Source organism: Duganella sp. Root1480D1 (assembly GCF_001427305.1).
GTDB lineage: Bacteria > Pseudomonadota > Gammaproteobacteria > Burkholderiales > Burkholderiaceae_D > Rugamonas.
Window position 1 is genome coordinate 103,637 of sequence record NZ_LMFZ01000010.1, and the last position, 14,117, is coordinate 117,753.

14 protein-coding genes and 1 pseudogene are annotated in these 14,117 nt (G+C 63.6%); 4 read left to right on the forward strand and 11 right to left on the reverse strand.

Annotated features, from left to right (window positions below):
* Positions 1-2: 2 nt before the first annotated feature.
* The 6 genes from astD to ASD58_RS12035 form a co-directional block, all read right to left on the reverse strand.
* Positions 3-1,472, reverse strand: a complete 1,470-nt coding sequence (astD, locus tag ASD58_RS12010; protein ID WP_057261405.1) for a succinylglutamate-semialdehyde dehydrogenase — start codon at positions 1,470-1,472, stop codon at positions 3-5.
* Positions 1,465-2,517 (reverse strand): arginine N-succinyltransferase, encoded by a 1,053-nt coding sequence (gene astA / locus ASD58_RS12015; protein ID WP_057261406.1) that lies wholly within the window; start codon positions 2,515-2,517, stop codon positions 1,465-1,467. The genes astD and astA overlap by 8 nt, the downstream gene beginning before the upstream one ends.
* A 14-nt stretch (positions 2,518-2,531) precedes the next feature.
* On the reverse strand, positions 2,532-3,563 hold the full coding sequence (locus ASD58_RS12020; RefSeq protein ID WP_057261407.1) for an arginine N-succinyltransferase: 1,032 nt from the start codon (positions 3,561-3,563) through the stop codon (positions 2,532-2,534).
* 129 nt (positions 3,564-3,692) lie between these two features.
* The gene (gene astC, locus ASD58_RS12025; RefSeq protein ID WP_057261408.1) at positions 3,693-4,937 is read right to left on the reverse strand and encodes an acetylornithine/succinylornithine family transaminase; all 1,245 of its coding nucleotides are present in this window, start codon (positions 4,935-4,937) and stop codon (positions 3,693-3,695) included.
* A 177-nt stretch (positions 4,938-5,114) separates the two neighbouring features.
* Positions 5,115-6,050 carry a GlxA family transcriptional regulator gene (locus ASD58_RS12030; RefSeq protein WP_057261409.1) on the reverse strand — a complete coding sequence of 312 codons (936 nt, stop codon included), beginning with the start codon at positions 6,048-6,050 and terminating at the stop codon, positions 5,115-5,117.
* Positions 6,051-6,053: 3 nt separating this feature from the next.
* Positions 6,054-6,971, reverse strand: a complete 918-nt coding sequence (locus ASD58_RS12035; protein WP_057261410.1) for a DMT family transporter — start codon at positions 6,969-6,971, stop codon at positions 6,054-6,056.
* An 80-nt stretch (positions 6,972-7,051) separates the two neighbouring features.
* Here ASD58_RS12035 and ASD58_RS12040 point away from each other — a divergent pair, with 80 nt between their 5' ends.
* From ASD58_RS12040 to ASD58_RS12050, 3 genes are all read left to right on the forward strand, one after another.
* Positions 7,052-7,489, forward strand: a complete 438-nt coding sequence (locus ASD58_RS12040; RefSeq protein ID WP_057261411.1) for a MarR family winged helix-turn-helix transcriptional regulator — start codon at positions 7,052-7,054, stop codon at positions 7,487-7,489.
* Positions 7,490-7,501: 12 nt separating this feature from the next.
* Positions 7,502-7,786, forward strand: a complete 285-nt coding sequence (locus tag ASD58_RS12045) for a hypothetical protein (protein WP_057261412.1) — start codon at positions 7,502-7,504, stop codon at positions 7,784-7,786.
* A gap of 81 nt (positions 7,787-7,867) precedes the next feature.
* Positions 7,868-8,707 (forward strand): HDOD domain-containing protein, encoded by an 840-nt coding sequence (locus ASD58_RS12050; protein WP_057261413.1) that lies wholly within the window; start codon positions 7,868-7,870, stop codon positions 8,705-8,707.
* Positions 8,708-8,779: 72 nt separating this feature from the next.
* Here the strand turns inward: ASD58_RS12050 and ASD58_RS12055 are convergent, their stop codons facing one another.
* Both ASD58_RS12055 and ASD58_RS12060 read right to left on the reverse strand, forming a co-directional pair.
* Positions 8,780-9,190 carry a DUF4019 domain-containing protein gene (locus tag ASD58_RS12055; RefSeq protein WP_057261414.1) on the reverse strand — a complete coding sequence of 137 codons (411 nt, stop codon included), beginning with the start codon at positions 9,188-9,190 and terminating at the stop codon, positions 8,780-8,782.
* Positions 9,191-9,223: 33 nt separating this feature from the next.
* Entirely contained in the window at positions 9,224-10,585 is a 1,362-nt protein-coding gene (locus tag ASD58_RS12060; protein WP_162253010.1) for an FAD/NAD(P)-binding protein, read from the reverse strand.
* A gap of 72 nt (positions 10,586-10,657) precedes the next feature.
* On the opposite strand from ASD58_RS12060, the pseudogene cysC reads away from it, so the two are divergent.
* Positions 10,658-11,134: pseudogene (gene cysC / locus ASD58_RS32190) on the forward strand (adenylyl-sulfate kinase); the annotation flags it as partial.
* Here the strand turns inward: cysC and ASD58_RS12070 are convergent.
* The 3 genes from ASD58_RS12070 to ASD58_RS12080 are packed head-to-tail and all read right to left on the reverse strand — an operon-like array spanning position 11,086 to position 13,944.
* The gene (locus ASD58_RS12070) at positions 11,086-12,015 is read right to left on the reverse strand and encodes an arginase family protein (protein ID WP_200951602.1); all 930 of its coding nucleotides are present in this window, start codon (positions 12,013-12,015) and stop codon (positions 11,086-11,088) included. The pseudogene cysC and the gene ASD58_RS12070 overlap by 49 nt on opposite strands.
* The gene (locus ASD58_RS12075; RefSeq protein WP_057261417.1) at positions 12,012-13,256 is read right to left on the reverse strand and encodes a hypothetical protein; all 1,245 of its coding nucleotides are present in this window, start codon (positions 13,254-13,256) and stop codon (positions 12,012-12,014) included. Before ASD58_RS12075 ends, ASD58_RS12070 begins: the two co-directional genes overlap by 4 nt.
* Complete coding sequence (locus tag ASD58_RS12080) at positions 13,240-13,944, reverse strand: methyltransferase (protein WP_057261418.1); 705 nt, start codon at positions 13,942-13,944, stop codon at positions 13,240-13,242. Before ASD58_RS12080 ends, ASD58_RS12075 begins: the two co-directional genes overlap by 17 nt.
* Between the last annotated feature and the right edge of the window lie 173 nt (positions 13,945-14,117).

Sequence of the window (14,117 nt, forward strand, 5' to 3'; positions counted from 1 at the left end):
CCTCAGAAGTTCATGCCAGGCGACAGCTTGGCAGGCATTTCAAGGGCGCCGTTCTCAATCGAAGCGACCGGGTAGGCGCAGTAGTCCGCTGCATAGTATGCGCTAGGACGATGGTTGCCGGACTTGCCGACGCCGCCGAACGGTGCCGAGCTGGCCGCGCCGGTAGTCGGACGATTCCAGTTCACGATGCCGGCGCGGGCGCGCAGCTGGAACTTCTGCCACAGCGATTCGTCGGTCGACAGCAGGGCTGCAGCCAGGCCGTAGCCGGTGTTGTTGGCAGCCCGGATAGCTGCGTCGAAATCGTCGACGCGGACGATCTGGGCCAGCGGGCCGAACCATTCTTCGTCAGGAATGCCCTTGGCGTCGGTGGTGTCGACGATGCCGGCGGAAACGAAACCGGTACCCGGTTCCAGTTGGCGCATTTCCAGCAGCATCTTGCCGCCCTTGGCCACCATGTCGGCTTGCGCCTGCACCAGCTTTTCAGCCACGGCAGCGGAAACCACAGGGCCCATGAAGGGCGCTGGTTCGGCAGCAGGGGCGCCTACGCCCAGCTTCGAAGCCACTTCCACGAAGCGCTTGACGAAGGCATCGCCCTGCTCGCCCTTCTGCACGATCACGCGGCGCGCGCATGTGCAGCGCTGGCCGGCGGAGATGAAGGACGAGGAAATCGCCATGAACACGGCGGCATCGATGTCGGTAGGGTTCCACACGATCAGCGGGTTATTGCCGCCCATTTCCAGCGCCAGCAGCTTGCCCGGCTGGCCGCCGAACTGCTTGTGCAGGGCCGCGCCGGTCTGGCTAGAGCCGGTGAACAGCACGCCGTCGATTTCGGTATTCTGGCCCAGCGCAATGCCGGTTTCGCGGCCGCCGTTGACCAGGTTGATCACACCGGCAGGCACGCCAGCCTTTTCCCACAACGCGACGGTCTTGATGGCAGTGCGCGGCGCGTATTCGCTAGGCTTGAACACCACGGTGTTACCCGCGATCAGCGCAGGAACGATATGGCCGTTCGGCAGGTGGCCCGGGAAGTTGTATGGGCCGAACACGCCGAACACGCCATGCGGACGGTGGCGCAGCACCGCTTCGCCATCGGCGACCTTGTTGCGGGTTTCGCCGGTGCGGTTGCCGTAGGAGGTTACGGAGATGTCGACCTTGTTGGCCATGGTGGTCACTTCGGTGCGCGCTTCCCACAGCGGCTTGCCGACTTCTTCGGAAATGGTCTGCGCCAGGTCTTCCGCGTTTTCCTTCAGCAGGTCGCGGAACCTGGTGACGATGGCGATGCGCTCTTCCAGCGGACGGTAGGCCCAGGCTTCGAAGGCGGCGCGCGCGGCCTGCGCGGCTTCCGCCACGTCGTCAGCGGTCGATTCCTGCGACGAATAGATATGCTTGCCGGTGGCCGGGTTGGTGGTCACGATGGTCTCGCCGTGGCCGGATTTCCATTGGCCGTTGATGAAATTGCTCAGTTCAGACATTCTGGTTCTTCCTCACGTTGAGAGACAGGGTGCGCACGGTATCGCCGGAGTGGCAGTGCAGCAGTGCTTGTTCTTCCTTCGACAGGTCAATGCCGCCGTCGGATGGATTGGCGTCGGTCAGGATCATGCGGAAGTCCTGCATGACGGTGTTCGACACCAGGTATGGTTCGGTGGTGTGCAGCGCGCAGGCGTGGGCCGTGTCGGTATCGCGATCCACGGTTGCCAGTTCGCTGTCGCGCATCGCGCGCAGTTCGGTCACGCGCGCTTGCAGCACAGGGCCGGCGTCGAAGATGTCGACGTAGCCTTCGTAGTGCAGGCCCTCCTGCTCCAGCAGGCGGCGCGCAGGCGCGGTGGCCTGGTGCACCTTGCCGATCGCTTCCTGTGCGTCTTTCGGCAGGTAGTCGACGTACAGTGGCTGGCGCGGCATCAGTTCGGCAATGAAGGACTTCTTGCCCAGCGCGGTCAGGTCGTCCACGTGGTGGAAGTCCATCTTGAAGAAGTAGCGGCCCAGGCCTTCGTAGAAAGGGGAGGTTCCGTCTTCCGCCTGGTAGCCGCGCATCTCGGCGATGATCTTCTGCTCGAACAGGTGCGGGAACTGGGCGATGAACAGGAAGCGGCTCTTCGATAGCAGCTTGCCGTTATTGCCCTGGCGGTAGTCAGGGTGCAGGAACAGCGAGCACAACTCGGAGCAGCCGGTCAGGTCGTTCGACAGGTACAGCGTGTCCATGCGGGTGAACACATTCAGCTCGCGGCTGGAGTGCACCAGGGTGCCGATGCGGTAGTTGTAGAAAGGCTCGGTCAGGCCGACCGCGCCCTTGATGGCGCACACGCCTGCCAGGCGGCCGGTGTCGGTGTCTTCCATCACGAACATGTAGTCGCGTTCTTCCGGCGGGATGGTTTCGGCGAAGGACGCCACCGCCACGGCGACGCGGTCGCCCATCATCTTCATGTCCGGCTTGAGCGTGGTCATGCCGGTGCCTACCTGGCTGGCGAGGTTGAACAGTCCGTCCAGGTCATTCGCTTTAATGGCGCGTACAACTAGCATAGGTATTCTCGTTCTTAAATGCGGACGCAGGTCACGGTGTCGCCTTCTTCCACACGCAGGATTTCCTGGGCGTGCCTGGACAGGCAGACGGTATCGGTATTTTCCAGCGGTGCGCAGTTGATGGTCACCGCGCGGAAGCGCTGGTCGGGGCCGGTGGACACGGCATAAGTCGCCACCGCATCGCTGGCTTGCGTTCCTTCGGCGCTGGCCACGCGGCGCGACAGCGACGAAGAGAAGGTACGCAGCGTGTGCTTGTGGGCCTGCAGGATCGGGCCGCCGTCGAAGATGTCGATGTATTCGTCGGCTTCGAAGCCTTCGGAGGTCAACAGGTTGAAAGCCAGCTCGCCGCTCGGGTGGATCTGGCCCATCACGGCTTGCGCATCGCCCGGCAGCAGCGGCACGTAGACCGGGTAGTGCGGCATCAGTTCCACGATCAGGGTGCGGTTACGGGCGCCGCCGATCACGCGCTCGGCATCCAGGAAGTCCATCTTGAAGAACTTGCGGCCCAGCGCATCCCAGAACGGCGAGCCGCCGTTTTCGTCGGTCAGGCCGGCCAGCGGCACGAAGAAACGGTCGCCGAAACGGTGCGGCGCCTGCACCGCATACAGCAGCCGGGAACGCGACAGCAGGGCTGCTTCCGGACGCTGCGCCACGCTGGCGTCGACGTAGAAGCCGGACAGCTGCGAGTAGGCGGTCAGTTCGGAGCATAGCGTCAGCGCGYGCACGCTGTGGCTGATGTTCAGGTCACGCGAGACTTGCTGGATAACGTCGTTGCGGAAGGAGAAGTAGGTGCCGTTCGAGCCCGCGGAGGCATGGATGGCGGCGGTACCGGCGATCTTCTTGTCGGCCAGCGACTCCATCACGAACATGTAGGATTCTTCGCTTGGAATGTCGACGTGGGCAGAGAAGGAAGCGATGGAACGCTCGACTGCCTGCTCGATCTTTTCACGCGTCTTCGGCAGGGTATGGACACCCGGCATGCTGACCGCGGCCAGTGATTCGAGGGCGGCGATGTCGGCGGTTTCTACCGGACGGACTACGTACATGGGGTGCTCCTCTTTTATTCTTCTCTAAAACACAGAACCGGTAAACCAGCCGGTTGGCCGTCCCGTCAGACCCACAGGTTCTGACACTGGGGTGCCTGACCCTGCGGGTCAGGCACCGGGTTACCGGTTTCAGGCTGCCTTGGTCAGCTCAGCAATCGCCAGGCGGATGATGCGATCCGCTTCATCGATCTGCGCGTCGGACACGATCAGCGCAGGCGCCAGGCGCACCACGTCGGTACCAGCGATCAGGATCATCAGGCCCTGTGCTTCAGCGGCGCGCTGGATATCCTTGGAGCGGCCCTTGAACGGCTCGGCCACAACCAGACCCAACAGCAGGCCGGCACCACGCACGGCGGAGAACACTTGCGGGAAGTCGCGCACCAGGCCTTCCAGTTTGCCGATCAGCTTCTCGGAAGCTTCTTTCACGCGTGCCAGGAAAGCCGGCTGGTTGATGGTTTCCAGCACGGTCAGCGCCACGGTGGCAGCCAGCGGGTTGCCGCCGTAGGTGGTGCCGTGGGTGCCCACTGCCAGGTGCTTGGCCAGTTCGTCGGTGGTCAGCATGGCGCCGATCGGGTAACCGTTGCCCAGGGCCTTGGCCGAGGTCAGGATGTCCGGGGTCACGCCGTAGCCCTGGTAAGCGAACAGGGAACCGGTACGGCCCATGCCGCATTGCACTTCGTCGAAGATCAGCACGGCGCCGACTTTGTCGCACAGCTCGCGCAGGGTCTTCAGGTATTCAGGATTGCCCGGCATCACGCCGCCTTCGCCCTGCACCGGTTCAACGATCACGGCGCAGACGTCGTCGCCGATGGCAGCCTTGGCCGCTTCGATATCGTTGTAAGGGATGTGGTGGATCGAAGGCGGCAGTGGCTCGAAACCTTCGGTGTATTTGGCCTGACCGCCGACGGACACGGTGAACAGGGTACGGCCGTGGAAGGAATTCAGGCAGGACACGATGCGTGGCTTCTTGTCGCCGTATTTTGCGTGAGCAACTTTACGGGCCAGCTTCAGGGCCGCTTCGTTGGCTTCGGCGCCGGAGTTGCAGAAGAAGGCGCGATCGGCGAAGGTGGCTTCGGTCAGGGCCAGGGCCAGGCGCAGCACTGGCTCGTTGGTGTAGCCATTGCCCAGGTGCCACAGGGTGTTGGCTTGCCTGGTCAGCGCTTCGACCACGACCGGGTTGCAGTGGCCCAGGGAGGCCACGGCGATGCCGGAGGTGAAGTCCAGGTAATGCTTGCCGTTCTGATCCCACAGGTCCAGGCCCGCTGCGCGCACTGGCACCATCTGGGCAGGTGCGTAAGTCGGGACGATCACCTCGTCGAAGGTGGCGCGGGTTACAGGGCGGGTGGCAACAGTCGAGTCAAGCTTGGCGTTCATAGCAAATCCCCATCAATGGTAAGGTGTACTGCATTGTAAAAGCGGGGATGCTAAAACTCTTTTGAATCTGCGACAAGGATTTTCAAAATTGTCCAAGCAGCTTGAAAGTCGGGGTCAGCTCCGGCAATCGGACATTTCGCGCAGCGAAATGTCCGATTGCCGGAGCTGACCCCGACTTTAGCCTTGCAATTTGCGCTGCCGCTCTTCGCGCGGGGTATTGCCAAACAAGGTGCCAAACGCGGTGGAAAAGTGCGATCCCGACGAGAAGCCGCACATCAGCCCAACCTGCACTATGGAATGGTTTGTTTCTAAAAGTAATTGCCGCGCCCTTTGCAGGCGCAGTTCCAGGTAATAGCGCGAGGGCAGCGACCCCAGGTACTGCTTGAACAGGCGCTCCAGCTGGCGCCGCGACAGGCCGACCAGCCCGGCGATATCGTCGGTCGACAGCGGCTCCTCGATATTCGCCTCCATTAGCGTCACCGCCTCCGACAGCTTCGGCTGCAGCGCCCCAAATCGCGCCTGCAAGGCTACCCGTTGCCGCTCCTCCGACGAGCGCACCCGGTCGATGCACAAGGCTTCCTTGATCTCGGCCTGCACATTGGCGCCGAACAGCGCCTCGATCAGCGTCAACGAAAAGTCGATCGAAGCCGCCCCGCCGCAGCAGGAAATCAACCGTCCATCGATCTCGAACAAATTCGGTGTGAGGATGGCGCGCTCGGTGACATCCTCGGTTTCCGCATATAGCGCCCATGGCAGCGCGATGCGCGCCCCGCCGGCAGCACCGGTCTGGGTCAGCCACAGCACGCCGGCGCCTACTCCGCCCCAATACGCCGCCTCGCGGCAACGCTCGATCACCGCGCGCAGCTCGGCTTCGGCCGGGCGCACCGACCCCTCGTCCGCAACGAGCAGGGCCAGTTGCCAGTCGCCCGCCGTGGCGGCCGTTTGCGCCGGCGTCATCACGTCGAGCTGGAAACTGCCGTTCAGGATGCGCTGGGCCAGCCGCAAGGGCTGCGCCAAGCCGGACCAGGCCAGGCTGTCCGGCTCGCCCGCATTCACCAGCAGCATGCGCAGCGGCTGCTCCCGGTTCAGGCGACTAAGTTGAGCAAATGACATCTTCTATTCAGGGACGAGCGCTGACGCCGGGCGCTCCGGGGTATTCCATTGGCTGACAATCATACCGGAGATCAACAGTACCGCGCCCAGGAGCTGCATTGCGCCCATGGTCTCGCCCAGCCAGAAATAGCCGAAGATGGCTGCGCTGGCAGGTTCGAAGGCATAGATCACCGCCGCCTCATTGGCGGTGGCATGGCTCTGGCCCCAGGTTTGCAGGGAAATAATGGCCGCAGTGGCGATCACGCCCAGGTAAATCAGGTTCCATTTATAGGTCGCCAGACCCTGCCAGATATAGGTGTAATAGTCCGACGCATCATGCGGCACGTCGATCACCCCGCGCGGCACTTCGCGCAGCAGGATCCACAGGCCGGCAAACAGGGCCACGGTCCAGATCTGGGCCACGGTCAGGGTCATCAGGCGCTCCACCTTGCGCGAGAACTGCTCCATTACCTTGATGTACAGGCCAAACAGGAAAGCCGCCGCCAGCGCCAGCGAGTCGCCGCGGCTCCAGGTGAAACTGCCCTCCCAGCACAGGGCAAACAGGCCGCCCACCGCCAGGATCAGCGCCAGCACGATGCGCTTGTCCGGCCATTTGCCCATGGCGATGCCCAGCAGCGGCACCACCAGCACGTTCAGGCCGCAGATGAAGGCATTGCGGTTGGACGAAGTCAGGCTCAGGCCCTCGACCTGGGTCAGGTAACAAAAGAACAGCAGGACCCCGGCCAGGAAGCCGTAGTGCAGGTCGCGCCATTTGGCGCGCAGCAGGAAGGGAGATAACAGTACGCCGGCAATCGCGAAGCGCGACACCACGATCCAGTTGGCCGACAGGTTGTCGGTCATATCCTTCATGGCGGGGAAGGTGGTGCCCCAGACAATGGTCACCACCAGCAGGGCCAGGATACCGCGTGCGTGTAGGGGCATGGCGAAAACACCATCTTGTTATAAGTTTGCATATAGTAACCGATGGAGGCCAAGGCTGGCGGGCGCTATAATCCGGTGTCATGGGCGAACGATATTTGAAAAGCATCCGGCTGCTGGCCGAATGCATGCAGGGATTTGAGAGGTGGTCCGGCGAACATGTTCGCCAGCTTGGCCTCACCCACGCACAATTCGATATCATTGCCACACTGGGCAACACCCCAGGCATGAGCTACAAGGAGCTGGGCGAACGCACCCTGATCACCAAAGGCACCCTGACCGGCGTCATCGAACGCCTGGAACAGAAAGGCCTGGTGGAAAGGGAACGCAATGCCGACGACAAGCGCTCCTTCTTCGTCCGGCTGACACCGGCGGGCGAGCAGCTGTTTGCCACGGTGTTTCCTGTTATTGTCGCTAAAGGCATGCAGTTGTTTTCCGACTATAGCGACGCCGATTATGAAGCCCTGGAACGCACCCTGGCCGGGCTGAAGGCCACGATCAGTGCCGGTACACCACTATAAAGAACGAGAAGAATGTTAAAGACGACCCTGCTGGACGGCATCAAGCCAGCCAAATTCGATAAACAGATCACCGGCAACCTGCTGCTTGAAAGCACCAGCGCCGACCTGGTGCGCAAGGAAAAACTGCTGATTGGCATTCGCAATGAAGACGGCGAGATCTACCGCCTGATCGGCGCCACCAAGCACAACAGCTTCACCAATGCGGTGGAAGAACTCGAAGACCTGGAACTGGTCGACGAGCTGGGAGATGTCGAAGGCACCGTGGAAGGGTGCGACGCCATCTTCGGCGAAGGCTAAGCTGGGCACCTGGCCAGTTTTTTCATCAAAAAAACCACCCTGTCCTAGTTCCGCAGGGCAATTACTGCTTATAATTTTCGCATGGACAGACTGGAAGCCTTCAAAGCAATTGCAGCCCAAGCCGGCCGCGGTGAGCTTACATTTCCCACCAATATCGACGCGTCGATCAAGCTGCAGCGCGCGCTGAACGATGACAATTGCCATATCGACCTGGCAGCCAAGCTGGTGCAGGCCGACCCGCTGCTGGCCGCACGCACGGTGGCAATTGCCAACTCGGTGGCCTACAACCGTTCCGGCATGGAGATTTCCAGCGTAAAGACGGCCGTGCAGCGCCTTGGCGTGCGCACCCTGCAGTCGCTGGTCACCTCGGTGATCGTGCGCCAGCTCGGCACCAAGATCCGCAATCCCCTGCTCAAGGCCAAGGCCAACCAGTTGTGGGAACACACCGCCCACGTGGCGGCGCTGGCCCAGGTGATTGCGCGGCGGGTGTCGCACGTCGATCCCGATACCGCCATGTTTGCCGGCATCGTGCACGAAGTGGGCGGCTTCTACATGCTGTCGCAGGCCGAAGCCTACCCTGAGGCAATGGAAGGCGATCCGGAAGAATGGACCACCTACGGCGAAGTGCCGATCGGCCGCGGCGTGCTGCAAAAGCTGATGATCCCCGAGAACGTGATGAAGGCCGTGGAAGCCATGTGGGAAGGCATGCGCGCGCTGCCGCCGGAGAACCTGGGCGACACGCTGCTGCTGGCCAACGACCTGTCCCCGATCGCCTCGCCGCTGCACGCCCGCCCGGGCGCGACCTCGGTAGCCGCCGCCAGCACCATCGACTTCGCGGTCGGCGACGGCACATTGGCGACCATCATGGAAGAGTCGGCGGAGGAAGTGAAGTCCCTCACTTCCGCCCTGCTGCACGGATAAAAGTCGGGGTCAGCTCCGGCAATCGGACATCGCGCTGCGCGCGATGTCCGATTGCCGGAGCTGACCCCGACTTTATTTAATGTAGTAGCCCGACACGCGCCAGTTGCCGTCCGCTCCCTTCATCGGGGTGACGGTTTCCACCGCGCTGGACTTGTTCTCGAACTGCGTGGCGAATTGCAGCACGAAGTAGTCGCCGGCCGGGGCGTTCGGCAGGCTGTGCGTGAATTGGGCGCTGGTCAGGCGGCGCGATTTCACTGCACCCAAGGGCATGCGCACTGTGCGCAGTGCCTGCTCCCAACCGGGCTTGTTGATCGCCCCCTGGAAAACAGCTGCGGCCTGGTCCCAGCTCGCGCCGTAACTGCCAGCGTCCGTCAGCGCCAGCCACTCGCTCGCCGCGGCTTTTGCGGAGTTGCCGGAAGAAGCATCCTGCGCAAACGCCGCACCTGACAGCAGCAAACCTGCAAACAGCAATACAGCGCGCATTCTCGTTCTCCAGCGTTATTGAGTTTGACAATTTTACATGCAGGCGCGCGCGATGGTGGCAGCGAACTGGCGCAGTTCTGGCACCGCGGTCGCCTCCCAGAAGCCGGCCTTGAGCCAGGGACCGATGTAGTACAGGCCTGGCGTCGGCCGTCCATGCGCCCCCAGCACCGCGCAATCTGGGCCGGTCTCCACGCCCAGGCCGAGCGCGTCGGCCCGCATCAAGCCATCGGCCAGCAGCTGTTGGACCAGGGGCACCGCTGCGCGGCGCGGGCTGGCGCAACTGCCCGTACAGTTGATGATGCGGCCGGCGCGCAGATCGATACAGGTTTCGCTGCCACGCGGCTGCACTTTCAGCACCGCTAGTTCCGCCTCTTCGCGCACGTCCAGCACCCGCCCCGCGCTCACGCGCAGCGCACCGCGCCCCAATGCCGCCGACAATTCCTGCTGCACCGCTGGCGGCAGCTGGTGCCGGTGTACATCCCAGTAGGGCCGTACATGGCGCAGGAAGCGGCGCCTTTCGGCCGCGGGCCAGGCTTGCCAGATGCCGGCAGCCTGGTGGCGCAGCGCCGCCAGCGCATCGTGCCAGTCCAGGCCATCGACTTCAAGCCGCTCCACCTGTTGCATGAACGCGTGCATGGCCGCGCGAACGGTCGGCGTTTCCTCGCGCAACAGCGTGCGGCCGGCCAGGTGACCGGACGGCGGCTTGTAGGGCTGCGGCAGCAGGCCGTGGCGCGACAGTGCGTGCACGCGCTGCATGGGGTTGCGGCGCAGTAGCTGCAGTGCGATATCGACCGCTGTCAGGCCGGTGCCCAGCAGCAGTACCGGCTCCTGCACGCCAATGGTGGACAGCAAGTCGCCCCGCCACGGGTCTGCCACGTAGCGCGTGCTGTCAGGCCAGGCCCCATGCGCCAGCTCCGGCGGCGGGGCCGGAAGATGACCGAAGGCCAGCACCACATGGCCTGCCTCGATGCAGCGGCCGTCTTGCAGTGTGGCCGTCAGTCCACCGCCAGTCCTCGTTTGCAAGCTGCATACGCTGCCGCTGATGCAGTCGAGGGCCACGTGGCGCGGCGCCTGGTCCTGCGCCTGCCACAGCGCCCATTCCAGGTAATCGCCGTACACGCTGCGCGCGACAAAGGAGCTGCCGGCCACCCGGCTGTCGCGCATGGCGGCGTAGTGCACAAAGTGCTCCGGATCTTCGGGCAGCACGCTCATGTTCGCCGCCACCACATTCAGCAAATGCTGCGGGCTTTGGGTCCCATACGCCATGCCGCGCGCCAGCCGTCCGCTGCGGTTCAGCAGCAGCACACGCAAGGGCAGCCGGCCCGCCTGGCGCAGCATCTGTATCGCGCACGCGACACCTGAAAAACCTGCACCTACAATCAGCACCGTGCGCATGCCGCCCTCCTGCATCGCGTATATAGTCGCATCATGGACTCTCCCCAGGTATCGCGCCGCGAGCGCGAGGAAATGCACGGCCATCGCGGCGCGGTGGTCTGGTTCACCGGCCTGTCCGGCGCAGGCAAGACAACCCTGGCCCGCGCCGTCGAGCGGCGCCTGTTTCACGCCGGCTGCAAGGTCGTGCTGCTGGACGGGGACAGCCTGCGCCAGGGGCTGTGCGCCGGCCTTGGCTTTTCTCCCGAAGACCGCAGCGAGAACCTGCGCCGAGCCGGCGAAGCAGCGCGCCTGTTCGCCGATGCCGGCATCATCGTGCTGGCAGCCTTCATCTCGCCGCTGCTTGCCGACCGCGCCCGCGTGCGCGCCACGCAGGCCGAAGGCGACTTCATTGAGGCCTGGTGCAAGTGCCCGCTGGAAGTCTGCGAACAGCGCGACGTCAAGGGCCTGTATCGCCGCGCGCGCGCCGGCGAGTTACTGCAATTTACCGGCGTATCCGCGCCCTATGAAGTTCCGCTGGCGCCTGAACTATCGCTTGATACCGCGCGATCGCCCTTGGCCGATTGCGTCGAGCTGGTAGTGGCCGAGTTGCGCTCGCGCGGAGTGCTGCGCGCGCCGGGCAGCAGTTCGTCCAGCAGTTCGAGGCAGATGCGGGCAGCCTGGTCGCCCGCATCCAGCTCCGAATGCCACGCCGATACCGACACCGCCACCAAGGGATAATCGCGCAGGCAGCGGAACAGCTCCGCCATTTCTTCCACCCGCGGCCCGGCCGGCACATGGTATTTCAGCGCTGGCATGCGCTGGGCTTCATCCAGCACGTCGGTATCGAAATGCACATAGAGCGTTTCGTGCGTCGACAGGTTGCCCAATACCTGGTCCAGCGTACAACGCACGATGGCCGAGCGCGCCAATGCCACGTCTTCGCCGGGGTCGAGGTCGCGCGCATCGGACAGCAGCACCATCTCTTCCGGATAGGGCCGCATACCGACCGCTTCGCGCAGAGCGGTAATGCTGTCGCGCCGGTTCTGGCGCCGGTCCTGGCGGCCAACCAGCATGGCCAGCGGCATGCCGCCCAAGTATTGGGTATGTGTGGTGGCCCAGGTATGGAAGTCGCCGTGCGCGTCTAGCCACAACATGCGCTGCGGCTCACGGCCGGCACGCTGCAAGCCTGCCATCACGCCCATGGTCGACACGCAGTCGCCTGAAATGCTGACGGGAAGGTCGCCCGCCTCCACTGCGGCTTGCACGTGCTCCGCAAGCACCGCATAGACGCGCCCCATGCTGCGCATCTGTTCATCCTTGTCCACCAGTTCCGTCGCAGTCGATTGCGGCGACTGCAGCACGGCCCAGGGCTGCGAGTCGATCAGTTGCACGCGCTGCAGGCCATCGCGCCGCTTGCCCATCAGGTAAGGAACCAGCAGGCGGCGGATCATTGCCACTGCTCCGGCGCCGCGCCATAGCCCAGCGCGTGCATCATGTCCGCCACTTCGGCGCGCTGCGCCAATGGCAGCAACTGGCTGCTGCGCTTGCGCCAACGGCCCGGCGCGGGAGCCTCGGTAGCCATCGTCACCGGCAGCTCCGGCGGCAGCGGCATCGGCGGCAGGCCCAGCCATTCGCAAGCCCGCTCCAGCACACCTGCCGGATCGGCCAGGAAGGATTCAAAGCGCACCGGCAGCGCGGCCACGCCGCTATCGAGGATATGGCGGTGGCAGGACAGCCACTGATTCAGGCAAACCTCCTCCAGCGGTGCATTGATATAACTGCGCCAGTTCGGCGGCAGGTCGAATTTCCACCAGCGCTGGCCGCCCACGCACTGTTCCGAATAGCCGCCTATGCCAAGGATCACGCCGTGCTTTTGCATATCGTGCGCATGGAAGCCCGTCGGCGACAGCCAGCCGTCTATCAGTCCATTGACACAGGCGGCGACGCTGCGGACCAGGTGCAGGTAGCGCACTTGCGCACGCGGGAACAACTGCTCATAAAACCCGAAGCGATAAGCATCCGACGGCGTCTTGAACAGCAGGACCTTGCCGGCCGCATCGTCCTCTGTGAAATGCCTGGAATGCATGGCCGGCGACACAAAGGGCGGTTCTTCAATCTTTACTTCTTCGCTGAAAGGACGGCGCTCGCCCGGGCCCTGCCCGCCATCGTAGTAATCGCGGCGCCATGGTTCGCGCCAGAACACAGCGCCCAGCACGGCCTGCTGCAATTCGTGTTCGCCCGGTGTATCGCTGGCCTGGCTGAACAACAGGGTTTCGTCCAGGGCACGTTCCATCTGGGCATAGGCCAGCGGTTGCGCGAACAGTGCAGGGAATTGCAGCAGCAGGCGCTTGCGCCAGCGTGCCTTCAATTCCGCCAAAGGGGCGATGCCGCCTTCCGGCACGGTCAGGCTGTCGAAGATCTCGTCGGCCAGCATGTCGGGATGGCGCAGCTGTGCGATGGCATCGCTGCTGCAGGCGGGATCGTAACCGAATCCGTCCCCGCTCAAGGCCAGGAAAGGCTCCGCCTCGCCATCGAGGCTGGCGATGCCGGGATGGCGTGCCAGCACCGCTTTGAACAGCGTCGATCCGGAGCGCGAGCTGGTGAGGACGACCGCCACGCGTCTTACCTGCGCACGCCAGGGCGCATGCGGCACGGCCCGCAACTGGCGGATGGTGTCAAGCAGCCCGTCCATGCCTTGCCGCCGGCTTGATCAGGAAAGCAAAGAACTGGCGCTCCTGGTCGCGTTCGGCCGCGCTGCGGGCCATCAGCCGGATGCTGAAGCCGGCCTGCTTGGCCAGGCGCCGCACTTCTTCCACCGCGCCGAAGTTCGAGTGCGCAAAGTAAATGCGGCCACCGGGCTTGAGATAGCGCGCGGCCTGCTCGAAGAACTGGGTGTTGGTGCGGAAGTCCGTGTCCCATTGCGAACGCGCCACCACGTCGGGCGCCGGCTTGTCGCGGAACGGCAGGTTGGCAGTGATCACATCGAACTGCTCATCGCCGACTTTCTCGAACAGGTCCGAGCGGCGCACTTCCATCACGCCCTCAAAGCCATGTGCCTTCAGGTTGCGGCGCGCGCTGCGGATAGCGGCGGGATTGACGTCCAGCGCCAGCACGCGCGATGCCCCCTGATAGCAGGCGAAGATGGCAATCACGCCGGAACCGGTGCCTACATCGAGCACGCTCTCGCCGGGCTTGACGCGGAAATTGCGCACCAGCGGCTGGCTGTCGAGGAAGGGCCAGAAAGTGTTCGGGTAAACGTGGAATTTCTTGCCAAGGTAAGTGATGGTGCGCCCGCTTTCCGGCACTGCCTTGAAAGCCTTTTGGCGCGTGGCTTGCCAGCGATCGACTTGCTCTGGCGTGGGAAGTGCAGACGCTCGCATAACTGTCCCCTTGTTTGATGACCCCATGCTATAGAGTCTGCCAGGCAAGGGCAAGCGCGCACCGATCTGTGCGCTTCAACTGTTGGTTGATTACATTTCTTTCATTTGAAAAGTCGGGGTCAGCTCCGGCAATCGGACATTTTGCCCTGCGCGCAGGGCAAAATGTCCGATTG